The sequence below is a fragment of the Actinoplanes awajinensis subsp. mycoplanecinus genome (assembly GCF_001509495.1).
Taxonomy (GTDB): domain Bacteria; phylum Actinomycetota; class Actinomycetes; order Mycobacteriales; family Micromonosporaceae; genus Actinoplanes; species Actinoplanes palleronii.
This window is the reverse complement of the sequence record NZ_LLZH01000211.1, coordinates 1-14,859: the sequence shown is the minus strand read 5'-3', so window position 1 is coordinate 14,859 and position 14,859 is coordinate 1. Positions and strand designations below refer to the sequence as shown.

The 14,859-nt window shown below is 71.5% G+C and carries 14 protein-coding genes; 8 read left to right on the top strand and 6 right to left on the bottom strand.

Going from position 1 to position 14,859, the window contains the following annotated elements; translation table 11 throughout:
- The first annotated feature begins 66 nt into the window (after window positions 1-66).
- Complete coding sequence (locus ADL15_RS21705) at window positions 67-2,196, top strand: RecQ family ATP-dependent DNA helicase (RefSeq protein ID WP_067694107.1); 2,130 nt, start codon at window positions 67-69, stop codon at window positions 2,194-2,196.
- A 255-nt stretch (window positions 2,197-2,451) separates the two neighbouring features.
- Here ADL15_RS21705 and ADL15_RS21700 read toward each other — a convergent pair whose 3' ends face one another.
- The gene (locus tag ADL15_RS21700; RefSeq protein WP_067694104.1) at window positions 2,452-2,907 is read right to left on the bottom strand and encodes a GNAT family N-acetyltransferase; all 456 of its coding nucleotides are present in this window, start codon (window positions 2,905-2,907) and stop codon (window positions 2,452-2,454) included.
- A 200-nt stretch (window positions 2,908-3,107) separates the two neighbouring features.
- On the opposite strand from ADL15_RS21700, the gene ADL15_RS21695 reads away from it, so the two are divergent.
- From ADL15_RS21695 to ADL15_RS21685, 3 genes are all read left to right on the top strand, one after another.
- Window positions 3,108-3,413, top strand: a complete 306-nt coding sequence (locus ADL15_RS21695; RefSeq protein ID WP_067694101.1) for a metal-sensitive transcriptional regulator — start codon at window positions 3,108-3,110, stop codon at window positions 3,411-3,413.
- 162 nt (window positions 3,414-3,575) lie between these two features.
- Complete coding sequence (locus ADL15_RS21690) at window positions 3,576-3,788, top strand: heavy-metal-associated domain-containing protein (protein WP_067694098.1); 213 nt, start codon at window positions 3,576-3,578, stop codon at window positions 3,786-3,788.
- Complete coding sequence (locus ADL15_RS21685) at window positions 3,781-4,848, top strand: hypothetical protein (RefSeq protein WP_232344269.1); 1,068 nt, start codon at window positions 3,781-3,783, stop codon at window positions 4,846-4,848. The genes ADL15_RS21690 and ADL15_RS21685 overlap by 8 nt, the downstream gene beginning before the upstream one ends.
- 6 nt (window positions 4,849-4,854) lie before the next feature.
- On the opposite strand, the gene ADL15_RS21680 is transcribed toward ADL15_RS21685, so the two are convergent.
- Window positions 4,855-5,994 carry a class I SAM-dependent methyltransferase gene (locus ADL15_RS21680; RefSeq protein WP_067694095.1) on the bottom strand — a complete coding sequence of 380 codons (1,140 nt, stop codon included), beginning with the start codon at window positions 5,992-5,994 and terminating at the stop codon, window positions 4,855-4,857.
- Between the two features lie 70 nt (window positions 5,995-6,064).
- On the opposite strand from ADL15_RS21680, the gene ADL15_RS21675 reads away from it, so the two are divergent.
- Window positions 6,065-6,721, top strand: coding sequence for a biliverdin-producing heme oxygenase (locus tag ADL15_RS21675; RefSeq protein WP_067694092.1), 657 nt, complete (start codon window positions 6,065-6,067; stop codon window positions 6,719-6,721).
- A gap of 74 nt (window positions 6,722-6,795) precedes the next feature.
- Here the strand turns inward: ADL15_RS21675 and ADL15_RS21670 are convergent, their stop codons facing one another.
- From ADL15_RS21670 to ADL15_RS21660, 3 genes are all read right to left on the bottom strand, one after another.
- Window positions 6,796-8,649, bottom strand: a complete 1,854-nt coding sequence (locus ADL15_RS21670; protein ID WP_067694089.1) for a DEAD/DEAH box helicase — start codon at window positions 8,647-8,649, stop codon at window positions 6,796-6,798.
- Between the two features lie 231 nt (window positions 8,650-8,880).
- On the bottom strand, window positions 8,881-9,105 hold the full coding sequence (locus tag ADL15_RS21665) for a DUF3107 domain-containing protein (RefSeq protein ID WP_067694086.1): 225 nt from the start codon (window positions 9,103-9,105) through the stop codon (window positions 8,881-8,883).
- 41 nt (window positions 9,106-9,146) lie between these two features.
- On the bottom strand, window positions 9,147-9,806 hold the full coding sequence (locus tag ADL15_RS21660; protein ID WP_067694083.1) for a TetR/AcrR family transcriptional regulator: 660 nt from the start codon (window positions 9,804-9,806) through the stop codon (window positions 9,147-9,149).
- 464 nt (window positions 9,807-10,270) lie between these two features.
- Between ADL15_RS21660 and ADL15_RS21655 the strand changes: the two genes are divergently transcribed.
- Both ADL15_RS21655 and ADL15_RS21650 read left to right on the top strand, forming a co-directional pair.
- Window positions 10,271-11,998 carry a Daple gene (locus ADL15_RS21655; RefSeq protein WP_394326947.1) on the top strand — a complete coding sequence of 576 codons (1,728 nt, stop codon included), beginning with the start codon at window positions 10,271-10,273 and terminating at the stop codon, window positions 11,996-11,998.
- Entirely contained in the window at window positions 11,998-12,957 is a 960-nt protein-coding gene (locus tag ADL15_RS21650; RefSeq protein ID WP_067694077.1) for an alpha/beta fold hydrolase, read from the top strand. The genes ADL15_RS21655 and ADL15_RS21650 overlap by 1 nt, the downstream gene beginning before the upstream one ends.
- Before the next feature lie 8 nt (window positions 12,958-12,965).
- Here the strand turns inward: ADL15_RS21650 and ADL15_RS55470 are convergent, their stop codons facing one another.
- Complete coding sequence (locus ADL15_RS55470; RefSeq protein ID WP_232344267.1) at window positions 12,966-13,295, bottom strand: hypothetical protein; 330 nt, start codon at window positions 13,293-13,295, stop codon at window positions 12,966-12,968.
- Here ADL15_RS55470 and ADL15_RS55465 point away from each other — a divergent pair.
- Window positions 13,270-13,953, top strand: a complete 684-nt coding sequence (locus ADL15_RS55465) for a DUF3152 domain-containing protein (RefSeq protein ID WP_269748367.1) — start codon at window positions 13,270-13,272, stop codon at window positions 13,951-13,953. The genes ADL15_RS55470 and ADL15_RS55465 overlap by 26 nt on opposite strands.
- Window positions 13,954-14,859: the final 906 nt, after the last annotated feature.

Sequence of the window (14,859 nt, the reverse complement as noted above, 5' to 3'; positions counted from 1 at the left end):
ACTGTGGATAACTCCGGTTCTGTCGGTGCGGGCTGATAGACATGCCGGGTGACCGAGACGACGCGAATGACGGCCGGTGCGGCCGAGCGGGCGAGTGTGCGGGAGCGTGCCGAGGAGGTGCTGCGCCGGCTCGCCGGTGAGCACGCGAAACTACGCGAGGACCAGTGGCGTGCCATCGAGGCGCTCACCGTCGACCGCCGCCGGGTGCTCTGCGTGCAGCGCACCGGGTGGGGCAAGTCGGCGGTCTATTTCGTGGCCACCGCGCTGCTGCGGGCCGACGGGTCGACCGGCCCCACGGTGATCGTGTCCCCACTGCTCGCGCTGATGCGCAACCAGGTGGACGCGGCCGCCCGGGCCGGCATCCGAGCCCGCACGATCAACTCGGCGAACCTGGACGAGTGGTCCGAGATCGAGCAGGAGATCCGGTCCGGCACCGTCGACGTGCTGCTGATCAGCCCGGAGCGGCTGAACAACCCCGACTTCCGCGACAACGTGCTGCCCGGCCTCGCGCACAGCACCGGCCTGCTGGTGGTCGACGAGGCGCACTGCGTCTCCGACTGGGGCCACGACTTCCGGCCGGACTATCGCCGATTGCGGACGTTCTTGAGTGGACTCCCCGGCCGCACTCCGGTGCTGGCCACCACCGCGACCGCCAACGCCCGGGTCACCGCCGACGTCGCCGACCAGCTGGGCGACGACGCGCTGGTGCTGCGCGGCTCGCTGGATCGTGACTCGCTGCGCCTCGCCGTGCTGCGCCTGTCCGACCCGGCCCACCGGCTGGCCTGGCTCGCCGACCACCTGGAGCGGCTGCCCGGTTCCGGCATCATCTACACCCTGACCGTCGCCGGCGCCACCGAGACCACCGAATTCCTGCGGTCCCGCGGCTTCCCGGTGGCCTCCTACACCGGCCAGGTGGAGGACGCCGAGCGCCGCGTCGCCGAGCAGGACCTGCTGGACAACAAGATCAAGGCGCTGGTGGCGACGTCCGCGCTCGGCATGGGCTTCGACAAGCCCGACCTCGGGTTCGTCGTGCACCTGGGCGCGCCGAATTCGCCGATCGCCTATTACCAGCAGGTCGGCCGGGCCGGCCGAGCCGTGGAGCACGCCGAGGTGGTGCTGCTGCCCGGCCCGGAGGACGCGGCGATCTGGCGCTATTTCGCCTCGCTGGCGTTCCCGCCCGAGGACCAGGTCCGCTCGGTGCTGGCCCAGCTCACCGCGGAGCGGCCGCTCTCCACCCAGGCCCTGGAGCCGCTCGTCGACCTGCGCCGCAACCGCCTCGAGCTGATGCTCAAGGTCCTCGACGTGGACGGCGCGGTGCGCCGCATCCGCGGCGGCTGGCTCTCCACCGGCGAGCCGTGGACCTACGACACCGCCCGCTTGCGGCGCGTCGCCGAGGCCCGGACCGCCGAGCAACAAACCATGATTGAGTACGCCGTGACGGCCACCTGCCGGATGGAGTTCCTGCGCCGCTGCCTCGACGACCCGGACGCCGCGCCGTGCGGCCGGTGCGACAACTGTGCCGAGCCGCTGTTCGACGCGGAGGTGTCGGCCGGCTCGCTCGCCGCGGCCGAGGCGTTCCTCGGCCGGCCCGGTGTCGAGGTCGCGCCGAAGAAGCTGTGGCCGCCCGGGATGTCCGCCATCGGCATCTCCCTGAAAGGCAAGATCAGCCCCGTCGAGCAGATCGAGCCGGGCCGGGCTGTCGGGCGGCTCTCCGACCTGGGCTGGGGTGCCCGGCTGCGCACCGTGGTCGGTCCGGAGTCATCCGACGCGCCGGTCCCGGCCCAGCTCGCCGCCGCGGTGGTCGAGGTGCTCAAGGCCTGGGCCCGGGGCGCCGACGCCTGGCAGCAGCGCCCGGTCGGCGTCGTGGCGGTCGGCTCACGCCGTCATCCACAACTTGTCCACAGCCTGGCCGAGCACATCGCGACGGTCGGCCGGCTGCCGCTGCTGGGTGCCCTGAGCCCGGCCGGCGGCGGCGAGGAGACGTTCCGCGGCAACAGCGCGCAGCGGGTCCGCGCCCTGCACGACGCGTTCACCGTCAGCCCCGACCTGGCCGCCGCGATCGAAGCCCACCCGGGCCCGCTCCTGCTCATCGACGACCTGGTCGACTCCGGCTGGACGATGACCCTGGCCGGCCGCTCCCTGCGCCGCTCCGGCGCCACCGCCATCCTCCCGCTGGCCCTGGCCACGTCCAGCTGACCCCCGCGCCTTAGCGTGCCCGTGCCCCCGCGCCCTGTGCCCTCGTCTCGGCGGGCTCGGATCCGTGCCGCGCGGCCGTTCCACTACGCCACGGCCGGATCCGTCGCCCCGGCACCGGCCGACTCACGCCCGCCCGCACCGTCGAGGGCGGTGCGGCCCCGCGTTGCTTGATTGCGGTCTGGTGCCGCCCTCTGGTGGGCGGCAGGAGCACGCGATGACCGGTTGTGTGCTGCTGCCGCCCCTCCGGGCGGGTGGTCAGGAGCGGCCGAGGATGGCGTTGCGGGTGGGGCGGTGGTCGATTTCCATGAAGCGGTCCGGGCCCTCCAACGGTGCGAAGCCCGACCGGCGGTAGACCTCGTGCGCGTCCTTGGTGGCCAGCAGGAAGCGCAGGATGCCCCGGCCGGTCAGATCCTCGACGATGCTGTCGACCAGCCACGTGCCAAGGCCCTGGCCCCGGTGCTGCTTGTCGACGAAGACATCGCAGATCCAGGCGAAGGTCGCCCCGTCGGTCACCACCCGGGCGAACGCCACCTGCTGCTCGCCGGCGAGGACCGCATACGGCAAGGAGCCCGAGACCGAGCGGCTGACCAGCTCGTGGGATCGGCCGGCCGCCCAGTAGGACTCCTCGCTCAGCCAGTGGTGCACGAGGTCGACATCGACCCTGCTCGGGTCGTCGGTAAGGACGTAGCCGTCCCGTTCACGGTTTTCCACGGCCGCATGGTGTCACGGCCCGGGGGCGGATCCGCCAGCGCTTTCCCACGCCGGGACGACCCCGGCTGGTGGTGACGGCTGTGTCCGGGGCGTTGAGGCAGCCGTGGGCACCAGCCGAAGTCCGGTGTGACGCGCGGCGGGGGTGACGGTCACGGGTGGGCATGGTGGGTTCGCATACCGGCGGGGGGTATTCTGGCTCCATGTCCGAGGAGCCCACCCCGCAGCATGGACCGCACGGCTATTCCGGCGACAAGGCGGCCCTGCTCGGCCGGCTGCGCCGGATCGAGGGCCAGATCCGTGGACTGCAGCGGATGGTCGAGGAGGACACGTATTGCATCGACGTCCTGACCCAGATCTCCGCGGCGAAGAGTGCGCTGCATTCGGTCGCGGTCGGCCTGTTGGAGGATCACCTGGCCCACTGCGTCGTGGACGCGGCCCGGGCCGGCGACCCGTCCGCCAAGGTCAAAGAGGCGTCGGACGCGATCGCCCGGTTGATCAAGTCCTGACCGGCCGAAACCCCGACCGAACGCCGGGCGAAACCCCGGCTGAAACCCGGACCGAACACCGGCTGAAACCCGGACCGAACGCCGGGTGAAACCCGGACGGAACTCCCGGGGTTCCCGGAGCGACTACCCACGAAGCTACGAAAGCGGCGAAAGGTTCCTCTCATGACCGTCACCAGCACCTACACCGTCAAGGGCATGACCTGCTCGCACTGCGTCAACGCGGTGACCGAGGAACTCACCGCGCTGCCCGGTGTCGCCGGCGTGCAGGTCGACCTCTCTTCCGGGGGAGTGACGGTGACCAGCGAGGCCCCGCTCGCCGACGACGCGGTGCGCGCGGCGGTCGACGAGGCCGGCTACGAGCTCGCGGATGCCTGACCAGCCCCGGGCTGACAACAAGAGCCAGCCCCGGGCTGACAACAAGAACCAGCCCCGGGCTGACAACAAGAAGCGGTCCAGGTGGGCGCTACCAGCGGACACGGATGACGTGCCGGAGACCGCGGAACCGGAGCACCCGGTCACCGAGGGCTCCGGTTTCCGCTTCGCCGCGATCGGCGCTCTGCTGATCGTGGTCCTCTTCGCCGGCTACGGGCTGGGCCGCCTCAACAACGGCACCGCGGCCGGCCCGGCGACCACCCCGGCCGCGACCACCAGCACCAGCACCGGCGTGATCAACGAGAACATGCCGCACACCCACGGCGCGACCGGCGCCGGCCTGACCACCACGGCCGGCGCCGCGGTCGGCGGACTCTCGCTGAGCGCGGACGGGGTGACCCTGCGCCCGGCCAGCACCACGTTCCAGGCCGGGAAGAAGCAGCGGCTCAGCTTCACGATCAACGGCCCGGGTGGTGCGCCGGTCACGTCGTACGCGATCGTGCACGACAAGCCGCTGCACCTGATCGTGATCCGCCGGGACCTGACCGGTTTCCAGCACCTGCACCCGGAGATGGCCGCCGACGGCACCTGGGGCATCGACCTGACCCTGGCCCGGCCGGGGCTGTACCGGATGATCACCGACTTCACCGCTCTGGTCGGCGGCCAGCAGGTGACCACCACGCTGGGTAGCGACCTGACCGTGGCCGGCGACTACTCCCCGGAGTCACTGCCCGCGCCGACCCCGGCGGCGACCACTGACGGTCTGACCGTGGCGTACGAAGGAAATCCTGGCACCGCGGCGGTCCAGCCGCTGCTGATGACCGTTACCGGCGCGGACGGCAAGCCCGCAGCGGTCGAGCCCTACCTGGGCGCGTTCGGCCACCTGGTGGTGATCCGTCAGGGCGACCTGGCCTACGTGCACGTCCACCCGGAGCTGCAGCTCGTGGACGGCAAGGTCAAGTTCTGGATCACCGCGCCGAGCCCCGGCGACTACCGGATGTTCTTCGACTTCCAGGTGACCGGGCGGGTCCACACCGCGGCGTGGACCCTCAAGATCGGCTGAAAACGATCAGCTGAGCAGCACGGACAACGCCGGTTTCACGCCCCACTGCCCGATCAGCGCGTCGTAGTCGGCCTGCTGCTCGGCGGTGGGTGCCGCACCGGTGCGCCGGGCCCGCAGCAGCAGGTTCCGCGGCGTGTGCGCCGAGTCCACGAACTCCACCACGTCGACCTTGTACCCGTTCAACCGCAGAAGAGCCGCGCGAAGTGAGTCCGTGAGGACGTCCGCGAAGCGCTCGCGGAGGATCGCATGCCGGGTGATTTCACCGTACGGCGAGGGCGCGGCACCGGCCTTGAGCTGCGCGGCGATGTCGTGATGACAGCACGGCGCGGCGAGCGTCCACCGGGCCTCCCAGCGCACCGCCCGAGCCAGCGCCTGGTCGGTCGCGGTGTCACAGGCGTGCAGCGCGAGCACCAGATCGGGTGCGAACGGCACGTCCGCCTCCTCGATCGTGCCGGCCACGAACGTCACCTCGTCGGCGCAGCCGAGCTGCTCGGCGAGCGCGCTGTTGCGTACCCTCTGGTCCTCGCGGACATCGACCCCGACGACCTGGACCGAAGCGCCGCGCCCGGTCAGATAGCGGTAAGCGGCGAAGGTGAGATAAGCGTTTCCGCAGCCCAGATCGACGACGCGCAGCGGCGTCGGCAGGTCCTCGGGCAGCGTGGCGGCGAGCGCCCGCAGGAACGCGTCGATCTGCCGCCGCTTGGCGGCGTTCCCGCCGATCACCGTGAACAGCGGGTCACCCGGGTCGAGCAGCCACTGCTTGGTGCGGTCGTGCTCCTGCGCGGCCGGCGCGGGCGCCACGGCCGCGGACCGGTGCACCTGGGCGTCGCCCTTCTTGGTGATCCGCACCTGGACGGTGGCCGTCTCGGTCTCCACGTGCCAGTTGCCGAACGGCTCGGCCAGCAGCTCGTCGAGCGCGGCCTCCGCCTCCGGACCGGACATGACGTTGCGGGTGAACGGCCGCACACCGTCCTCGGTGACGATCTGCAACTTGAGACCGCTCTTCAATGTGACGGGGCGTACCTGAGCGCGGGTCACCGAGGGCACCTGACCGCGGCGCCGACCGGCCGCGACGGCACGGGTCAGCCCCGGAGCGAGGAGGAGTTCGCGCACCTCGGCGAGCGCTTGATCGAGCGGTTGTGGCATAGCCCTATTCTGCCCGCACCGCCGGAGAGCACCGACGGGCTAGGTTGTTGATCAACGAGGGGAGGGCGGGATGTGGCACACGGCCGATCCGCCCGCGACGGGTGCGCTGCTCGTGCCGCTGCAGAAGATCCTCGGAGACCTGGACGCCACTGCGCGTCGCAGCCGCTTCATCCAGGGTCTGGTCACCGGCCGGCTGCCGGTGGCGGCGTACGCGGAGTTCGTCGCGCAGCACTGGTTCGTCTACGAGTCGCTGGAGCTGGCCACCACCGCGATGGCCGACGACCCGATGGGCGGCCGGTTCTACTTCCCGGAGCTGTTCCGGATCCCGGCGATCGAGTCCGACCTGCAGTTCCTGCACGGCCCGCGCTGGCAGAGCCGGATCGTCGCGCTGCCGGCCACCTCGACGTACTGCACCCGGCTGCGGTCCGCGGCGTTCGACAAGGCCACCGGGTTCGTGGCGCATCACTGCACGCGCTACCTGAGTGAGCTCGACGGCGGGCAGTGGCTGGGTGCGGCGGTGCTCGAGGCGTACCGGTTCCGCCGGCAGGGATATCGGTTCTTCGTCTTCGAGGGCGTCGACCCGGAGCTGTTCCGGGCGCGGTACCGCAACCGCCTGGAGAGCACACCGTGGAACCGCGCGGAGCGGGACGCGTTTCTGACCGAGGTGGCCGCGGCCGCCGAACTCAACCTGGCCGTGCTGACCGATCTCGACAACCGCTGGACCTGAAAACGCCGGGACCGCGAACGGTCCCGGCGAGAAAAGTACGACATGGGGCCACGAGGGGTGGCCCCATGCCTGCGCTACGCCTCGGAACCGCCGGTCACGGCCTCGGCCGTGTCACCGTCGGCCCGGGTGCTGCGCCGGCGGCGACGGCGCGGAGCGGCCGCAGCCTCGCCCTCGGTGGAGTCAGCGGAGCCAGTGGAGTCAGCGGAGTCGGCGACGGCCGGAGCCGCGTCCGTTTCCGCAGCGACCGGAGCGCCGTCCGAGAACGCCGGCGCGGCGGCCGGGGCCCGGCGACGGCGGGTGCGAGCGCGGGGAGCCGCGTCCTCACCGGTCGGCGAGGCGTCGTCCGAGATCGGGACGGGAACGTCGGACGTGACCGTGCTGTCCGGAGTCGGAGTACCCGGGGTCTCGGCGACCTGGTCCTCGCCCACCCGGCGGCGACGCCGCTGCCGCTTGGGCCGCTCGGTCCCCTCCTCGGTGACGGGTCCCGCGGCCGGGGCGCTCTCGGCCGGGGCCGAAGAGCCGCGTGACCGGCCGCCACGATCGCGGTCCCGATCACGGTCCCGGTCACGGCTGCCGCCACCGGGGCCACCGCTGCGCGACGGCGACCGGCGCCGGCTGACGCCGCCGAGGTCTTCCTCGATCTCGGCGGACAGCCCGACCCGGCTCCGGTTCGCGGTCGGCAGGGTGCCCGAGATGTCGGTCGGGATGTCCAGGTCGGCGTAGAGCGCCGGGCTGGTGTGGTACGTCTCCGGCGGCTCCGGCATGCTCAGGTGCAGGGACTTGTCGATCAGCACCCAGCGCGGCATGTCCTCCCAGTCGACGAACGTGACCGCGACACCCGTCGCACCCGCGCGGCCGGTCCGGCCGATCCGGTGCGTGTAGGTCTCCGGGTCCTCCGGGCAGTCGTAGTTGACCACGTGGGTGACACCGGACACATCGAGGCCGCGCGCCGCGACGTCGGTCGCGACCAGCACGTCGATCTTGCCGCTGCGGAACGCCCGGAGGGCCCGCTCGCGCGCGCCCTGGTTCAGGTCACCGTGCACCGCGGCGACCGCGAAACCGCGGAAGTCGAGGTCCTCGGCCACCCGGTCGGCGGCCCGCTTGGTGCGCGTGAAGATCATCGAGAGGCCCCGGCCGCGAGCCTGCAGCAGGCGGGCCACCATCTCCAGCTTGTTCAGCGGGTGGGTGCGGTAGACGACCTGCTTGGTCAGCGGCGAGGCGGCGCTCTCCGCGGTGTGACCGGCGTGGATGGTCATCGGGTTGCGCAGGAACCGGCGGGACAGCGCCACGATCGGGTCCGGCATGGTGGCCGAGAACAGCATGGTCTGCCGGTCGACCGGGAGCATCGCCAGGATCTTCTCGACGTCGTCGAGGAAGCCCAGGTCGAGCATCCGGTCGGCCTCGTCGAGCACCAGCGCCTGCACGGCGTTCAGCTTCAGGTGCTTCTGCTTGGCCAGGTCGAGCAGACGGCCGGGGGTGCCGACCAGGATCTCGACGCCCTTCTTCAGCGTCTCGACCTGCGGCTCGTACGCCACGCCACCGTAGATCGGCAGAACCCGGACACCGCGCGTGGCACCCGCGGCGGCAAGGTCGCGGGCCACCTGAATGCCCAGCTCACGGGTGGGGACGACGACAAGGGCCTGCGGCCGGCCGTCGGAGCCCTCGGACGGGGCGAGGACCCGCTCCAGCAGCGGGAGGCCGAAACCGAGGGTCTTGCCGGTGCCGGTCGGAGCCTGGCCGATCAGGTCGGTGCCGCGCAGCGCGACGGGCAGCGCGTACTCCTGGATGGCGAAGGCGTGCGTGATGCCGGCCGCGGCCAGCGCCTCCACGGTCTCGGGGCGGACACCCAGCTCAGCGAAGGTGGGGCTGTCCGGCCGGACCGGGGCGCGGTTCGTAACGGGGACTAGAGCTTGCTCAATGTCGGTCATGAAGTTTTACGGGTGCCCTCTCGTGGTGCGCCCGTCGGATGTCTGGGGCGCGGTCTGTAGTGAGGCGCGGGCCGCACGCTCGAAAGCGGGCCACACGCGGGGCCGCCGAGTTGACGATCCACGTCGGCGGCGACACCTGCCACTCTACCCGACCCAATAGCAGACGCACGCGAGAGCGGATACGGGAGGGAACCCTGTGACACGACGTGTCCAGGGTTCCCTCCCGCAACCTCAGCGAGTGGTGAAGCCGAACGGCCGGTGCGAGGCCTCAGCGATCTCCACGTAGGCCAGCTTGGCGACCGGAATGATCACCTTGCGGCCCTTCTCGTCGGTGAGCGAAAGGACGCCGTCCTTGGCCAGAGCCTCGGACACGGCCTGCTCGACCTCCGCCGGAGACTGCGCGCTTTCGAGCACAAGCTCACGCGGCGAATGTTGCACGCCGATCTTGACCTCCACGGAGTCCTCCTCGTGATCAACCCGTGTACCGCTTGGAAAGGCTATCCGATTTCCGGAGACGTTCCGGCCGTTGAACCGCCCTGGAGGGGGAAGCTGGCGATCCCACGCCAGATCAGAGCGGCGACGAGGGCCTCAGCTTCAGCTTTAGGCGTACGCCGGCCGTTCGCCAACCAGTACTGAGCGGCCGCGCCGGAGGCCCCGGCGAGACCGGAAGCGAGCAGCTGAGCCTGATCCGGACGCAGGCCGGTGTCCGAGATGATGGTCTCGGTCAGCGCCTCGATGCAGCCCTGCTCGACCCGCTCGACCCGCTGCCGGACCTGTGGGTCGTTGCGCAGGTCGGACTCGAAGACCAGGCGGAACGCCTCGCTCTCGTGATCCATGAAGTCGAAGTACGCACGCACCGCGCCCTTGACCCGCTCCTTGTTGTCCGGCGTCGCCAGCAGCGCACTGCGCACCTTGGCGATTATCGCGTCACAGTGCGTGTCCAACAGGGCCAGGTACAGCTCGAGCTTGCCGGGGAAGTGTTGATAGAGCACGGGCTTGGAGACACCTGCCCGCTCCGCGATGTCGTCCATCGCAGCGGCGTGATAGCCGTGCGCGACGAAAATCTGCTGAGCGGCGGCCAGCAGCTGCTTTCGGCGTGCCGAACGAGGCAGCCGGGTGGGGCGGGTGGTCTGAGCCCCGCCGGACGCGGCGGTCATATCTGGTGAACCTCCAGGGGGTCGGTCCCCGCGGTTTGTCGTCGCGGATTGCCCGGATCGGCGCTTGTCGCGGTCGTGCGGGCAATTGTCGCGACGCTGCAACTTATCGCCACTGCAACCACACGGTAGCCTCAGCGGGGGCGAGCGAGGAGCACGCGGTGGATGAAACAGGGCATTCCGGAGACACCGGAGCCGCGGGTGGCGGCAACGGTGCCGACGCGCATGACCGCAATCGGATGAACGGCTGGGCGAACGGCGAAAACCCGTGGTCGAACACGGGTCCCGCGCTGGAGAAGGAGGCCGAAGTGCCTCCCTGGCGGCGAACTCCGATAGCCCGCCAGCCGTTCCCGGAACGCCCGTTCGGGCCCGCTCCGAGTTCGGCCGTGCCGCTGCAGGCACCCCCGCCGCCCGGGTTCGTGGACCCGCCGCCGTCCACCGAGATTCCCCCTTCCGGGAACACCGACATGGTGTCGCCCTGGTCCGGCGATCGCAGCCGGTTAGCTGACATTCTCGGCCACCGGCCGCGTCCGGTCGATGCGGAGTCGTCCACCACGCCGTTCGAGGCGCCGATGTCATCACCGAGCAGCGCACCCCCGTATCCGTACGAGGGAGATCTCGACGACTCGTACCGTGCCGCCCCGCCGGCGACCGTGCAGCGCGCCGCCGTGCCGATGGCGCGGCCGGTCACGCAGGCACGCACCGATTGGACGCCCGGCGAGCCGGGCCAGAACCAGGGAGATCCACTGAGCCGTACCGACGCGCCGTCCGAACCGATCCGTTCCCGGCATGCGCTGGTCAACGACACGTTGGCACAGGGCCTCCCCCGGGTGGAACCCGCCGCACCGGCGGGGGACCAGCGATCGGTGGACAACGAGCCGGTGATGGGGCTGCCGACGTACGATGCCTCGAACTTCTCGCGCCGGGGCTACGAGCCGGCGCCGGGTGGCTTTCCCCCGCCCGCCGACGATCTGAGTTCCCCGTACTCGGCCGCGCCGACGTACCCGGGCTTCACCAACAGCCGCCCCGAGGAGCAGGAGGCCGCCACGGAACGCCCCGGTCCCAGCTCAGCGCTGGGCGAACCGAGCGGAGCACTGCCCCAGCGCGTGCCCGCCCAGCCGGACGTGCCCCGGGTTCCGGAGCCGCCCGTCGCCGCCGAGCCGTCGGCCGAGGCGCCCGCCCTGGCCCGGATCGCCACCCACCTGCGCCGCGGCGACGTGGTGCCCGCGCAGGAGCGCCACGACGGCTTCGACGTGCAGGCCATCCTGGCCGCCGTGCGCGGCGTGGCCGGTGTCCGGGACGCGTCGCTGCGCGCCACCCCGGCCGGTGCACACAGTCTCCGGCTCGACCTCTCCGACGGTGCCGACGCGGCCGATGTGAGCCGTCACGTGGCCCGCCTGCTGCAGGAGCGGATGGGCCTGGACGCGGCGATGCCCGGCGACGCCGGCCTGCTGCCACCCGCCCAGCCGTTCGTGCCGTCCCAGGCCACCCGGCCGGGTCGCGCCTCGGTCCGCCCGGTCTCGGCCGCGCCGATGCCGTCCGCGCCGCGGTCCGCCGCCCCGCTGATGTCGGCCGCCATGACCTCGGCGCCGCCGGCGCCCGCACCGGTCTCGGCCGCTCCGGCGCCGTCCCTGGCCCCGGTCTCGGCTGTCCCGGTGTCGGTCGCTCCGGTCTCGGCCGTCCCGGTCACCGCGCCGCCGGCCCGTCAGCCGGTGCAGCAGGCTCCGGCCGCCCTGATCCCGCAGGACCTGAACAAGCCCCGCCCGCTCGACCCGGGCAACCGCCCCGGCCCGCGCGTGCTGATCGAGAACGTGCACGTCAACACGTTCGGCGCGGACGCCACCGTCGAGGTGCGGCTGCGCGCCGGCGACCGGAGCGCGTCCGGTGTCGCCACCGGCCCGGCCGTCGACGGTTACCTCCTGCGCCTCTGCGCGACGGCCACCGCCGGCGCGGTCGACGAGCTGCTCTCCACCTCGCAGCACGCGGACGGCCCGGCGCGCTGCTTCGTCGAGCACGCGTCCGCCGTCTCGTTCGGCTCCACCCAGGTCGCCGTCGTGGTGCTGCTGCTGTCCTGCAGTGGCGGCTGGGTCGAGCAGCTGGCCGGCTCGGCCGTGGTGACCGGCGACGACCGGCACGCTATGGTCCGCGCCACACTCGCCGCGGTCAACCGCCGCGTCGAGGCACTGTTGGCCTGATGAAGGGCGCGATGCTGGCCGGCGACAGCGCACTGTTGCCGGATGGAGAGGTGCACCCACCCTGGCCCGCCCGGCGGGTCACGGTGGGCGGCTCGATGCTGCACGTACGGGACACCCCGGCGCTGAGTCCGGACGCCGAGCCCGCGGTCTACGTGCACGGCCTCGGCGGCTCCTCGCAGAACTTCACCGACCTGGCCGGCCTGCTCGCCGACCGGTTCGCCGGGCAGGCCGTCGACCTGCCCGGGTTCGGGTACAGCGACCCCAGCCCGCGATATTCGATCCCGGCCTTCGCGGCCACCCTGATCGACTATCTGGACCACGCCGGCCGCGGCCCGGTCCACCTGATCGGCAACTCGCTCGGCGGCTCGATCTCGGTGCGGGTCGCCGCGCTCCGTCCCGACCTGGTGCGGACCCTCACGCTGGTCTCCCCGGCGATGCCGTTCCTCGACCCGCGCCGGACGGCACAGGGCCCGGTGCTGCCGCTGCTGGCCCTGCCACGGGCGGAACGCCTGATGGCCTGGGCGCTGACCCGGATCACCGCGGAGCAGATGGCCGAGCAGGTGCTGGCCGCGTGCTTCGGCGACACCACGAAGGTGCACCCGCAGCGCCGGGCCGAGGCGATGGAGGAGATCCAGCTCCGGTACACCGTCGATCACTACCCGCGGGCCTATCTGGGCACCCTGCGCGGGCTGGTGGGCAGCTTCCTGCGGGCTTATCTCCCGGGCCCCGACTCGCAGTGGCGCCTGGCCGCGCGAGTGCAGGCGCCGACACTGGTGATCGGTGGACTCAACGACAAGCTGGTCGATCCCCGGGTGCCGGTACAGGTGGCCAAGGTCGTACCGGACAGTCGTCTTTTGATCCTGCCCGGCGTCGGCCATGTCGCGCAGATGGAGGTGCCCCGCCTGGTCGCCCGGGCGATCGTCGGCATGCTCGAGGAAGCCGGATCACCCGCGACGTAGCGCTGGTCTCACAAGATCGACTCGGCTGGTTGCGCGCCGTTCCCGTGTGCGAGGCTGGTTCGCGAGATGATCGATCCAGTCACTTCCGCGCTCGAACCGGAAGCTCCGCCGCCCGCCGAGGACCGCTGGCGCCAGTGGTGGCTCGCCCTGTTCGCCGTCACGTTGGTGCTGCTCACCGTCGTGACGGTGGCCGTGCGGAACACCGGTTCCCCGCGCCCGGCGACGACCCCTGTCGCTGCCGCCGCCTCCTCGGCGCCGATCCTGGAATCCGCGCCTTCGCTCCCGGCCGCGCCTTCGCCGTCGGCTTCCGCGGTGACTTCCGCGCCGCCGGTTGCCACTTCTTCGCCTGCCGCGCCTTCCGCTTCTCCCGTGTCTTCGCCACCCGAGGTCCTGCAGATCGCCGGCGTGGTCCCGACACACGGTTCAGGCACTTTCTTGTACGCGGTGAAGCGCGGATCGCTCCTCGGCGACAAAGGTCCGGTACGCCGTTTCCGGGTGGCCGTGGAGAAGGGCAGCGGCGAGGACCCGGACGCCTTCGCCACGCAGGTGGTGAGCACGCTCGGCGACGAGCGGAGCTGGACCGGCAACGGGACGCTGCGCCTGCAGATGGTCAACGGCAACGAGAAGGCCGACTTCACCGTCTACCTGGCCACCCGGGACACGGCCGGGCAGATGTGCCAGCAGGGCGGCACCAACATCACGATCGGCGGCGTGCCATACACGTCGTGCCGCGCCACCGGCAAAGCGATCATCAACCTGGACCGCTACCGGAAGTCCGCCAAGCCCTACCTGAACGCCAAGGTCTCCCTCGCGGTCTACCGCAACTACGTGATCAACCACGAGGTCGGGCACGAGCTCGGCCATCATCACGAGGGCTGCCCCAAGGCCGGCGGCCCCGCCCCGGTGATGGTCCAGCAGACCATCACCCTGCGCGGCTGCGTCCCCTACGCCTGGCCCCGCCGCGACAACAAACCCTTCGCCGGCCCCCACCTCTGACCCACCCCTGTTCCGTCCCCACCGACAGCCCGGCTGGTGCCCACGGTCGTCTCGCGCTGCTCTTGAGGGCCGTCAGGCCCAGCCGTGCGGTGTCTGCTGGTGCTCAGGGTCGTTTCGCGCTGCTTTTGAGGGCCGTCAGGCCCAGCCGCGCGGTCTCGGCTGGTGCTCAGGGTCGTTTCGCGCTGCTTTTGAGGGCCGTCAGGCCCAGCCGCGCGGTCCCGGCTGGTGCTCAGGGTCGTTTCGCGCTGGGGTTGAGGGCCGTCAGGCCCAGCTGGACGGTGTCGGCTGGTGCTCAGGGTTGTCTCGCGCTGGTTTGACGGCCGTCACGACCAGCCGGGCGGGCTCCAATGCCGCTTGGCCTATTTGGATCTTGGCGGGGGCCTGCAGCTGTTGAGTGGTGTCCGATGCATTCGGTGCAGGCAGGCCGGGGCGTCGTTGCGGGCCGGGATGTTAAGTCGCTCAGTGCTGCTTTCGCGGTTGACTCGGGTGAGCGATGCCCGTGGGGCGGTAGAGGTCCGCACTCGACACCGAAGGGGCGGCGGAGGGCCGCGTTAGGGCGAGTTCTGGGGCGGTGGCGGTCCGCGATCGGGTTGTGCGTGCGTTTACCGCCCCCGGGCGGGCGGTAAGCGCACGCGATCTGGCAGTGCGGACTCCGACCGCCCAGGCAGGCACCCCGCCAAGATCAACTTAAGCAGAGCGGCTCGGCTGGTGCTGAGGGTGGTGTCGGGTCTGTTTTGGGGACCGTGAGCGCCGGCCGGCCTGGGCTGGCGAGCACTTGTCGTGGTTTTTCGGCGGTTTTGACCACTATCGGTGCTCGCTGAGGGTGGCCGGTGAGCTCGGGTGGTGGTTATTCGGGCGGCGAAGGGGCCGTGGGTGCTCGCTGGGGGTGGGGCCGGGGAGTGCGGC

Coding starts and splice junctions, on each gene's coding strand:
- ADL15_RS21695 (WP_067694101.1), top strand. CDS start 3,108: ATGTCCGAGGAGCCCACCCCGCAGCATGGACCGCACGGCTATTCCGGC.
- ADL15_RS21675 (WP_067694092.1), top strand. CDS start 6,065: ATGTGGCACACGGCCGATCCGCCCGCGACGGGTGCGCTGCTCGTGCCG.
- ADL15_RS21690 (WP_067694098.1), top strand. CDS start 3,576: ATGACCGTCACCAGCACCTACACCGTCAAGGGCATGACCTGCTCGCAC.
- ADL15_RS21705 (WP_067694107.1), top strand. CDS start 67: ATGACGGCCGGTGCGGCCGAGCGGGCGAGTGTGCGGGAGCGTGCCGAG.
- ADL15_RS21660 (WP_067694083.1), bottom strand. CDS start 9,806: ATGACCGCCGCGTCCGGCGGGGCTCAGACCACCCGCCCCACCCGGCTG.
- ADL15_RS21655 (WP_394326947.1), top strand. CDS start 10,271: ATGGTGTCGCCCTGGTCCGGCGATCGCAGCCGGTTAGCTGACATTCTC.
- ADL15_RS21680 (WP_067694095.1), bottom strand. CDS start 5,994: ATGCCACAACCGCTCGATCAAGCGCTCGCCGAGGTGCGCGAACTCCTC.
- ADL15_RS21670 (WP_067694089.1), bottom strand. CDS start 8,649: ATGACCGACATTGAGCAAGCTCTAGTCCCCGTTACGAACCGCGCCCCG.
- ADL15_RS21650 (WP_067694077.1), top strand. CDS start 11,998: ATGAAGGGCGCGATGCTGGCCGGCGACAGCGCACTGTTGCCGGATGGA.
- ADL15_RS21685 (WP_232344269.1), top strand. CDS start 3,781: ATGCCTGACCAGCCCCGGGCTGACAACAAGAGCCAGCCCCGGGCTGAC.